Origin of the sequence: Sulfitobacter sp. HI0027 (assembly GCF_001634775.1) — a bacterium.
GTDB lineage: Bacteria > Pseudomonadota > Alphaproteobacteria > Rhodobacterales > Rhodobacteraceae > Sulfitobacter.
The window spans coordinates 1-586 of record NZ_LWER01000247.1 but is presented as its reverse complement, the minus strand read 5'-3'; the positions used below and the strand labels follow the sequence as shown (position 1 = coordinate 586).

The window sequence follows — 586 nt, the reverse complement described above, 5'->3', positions numbered from 1 at the left end:
ACGGCGTGGGCGGCTCGGGCGTGCATTGGAACGGGGCGACGTACCGTTTCCTGCCCTCGGATTTCGTCGCGAAAAGCCATAACGAAGAACGCTATGGCCCGCTGCCAGAAGACATAACGGTGCAGGACTACGGCGTCACCTATGAGGAATTGGAGCCGCATTTCGATTATTTTGAGAAGATCTGCGGCATTTGCGGCACGGCGGGCAACCTGCGGGGCGACATCCGTGAGGGAGGCAATCCCTTCGAGGGGGCGCGCAGCGACGAATACCCCAATCCGCCGATGCAGATGACCTTCTCGCAGGATCGGTTCGAAGCGTCCGCGCGTGAGCTTGGATTAAACCCATTCCCGTCACCTTCGGCGAATATGTCACGCGCCTATGTCAATCCGTTGGGGTTGCAGCTGGCGCCCTGCACCTATTGCGGTTTCTGCGAAAAACACGGCTGTGGCAACTATTCCAAATCTTCGCCGCAGACCACGATCATCCCGGTTCTGATGAAGCGGGAGAATTTCACCCTGCGCACTGATTCCGAAGTGCTCTCAGTCGAAAAGTCCCCCGACGGCTCCCGCACCACCGGGGTCACCTA

Annotated in this window: 1 pseudogene; it reads left to right on the top strand. The window is 59.0% G+C overall.

From position 1 onward, the window contains the following. Window positions 1-586 (top strand): annotated as a pseudogene (locus A3722_RS15035) (GMC family oxidoreductase); the annotation flags it as partial.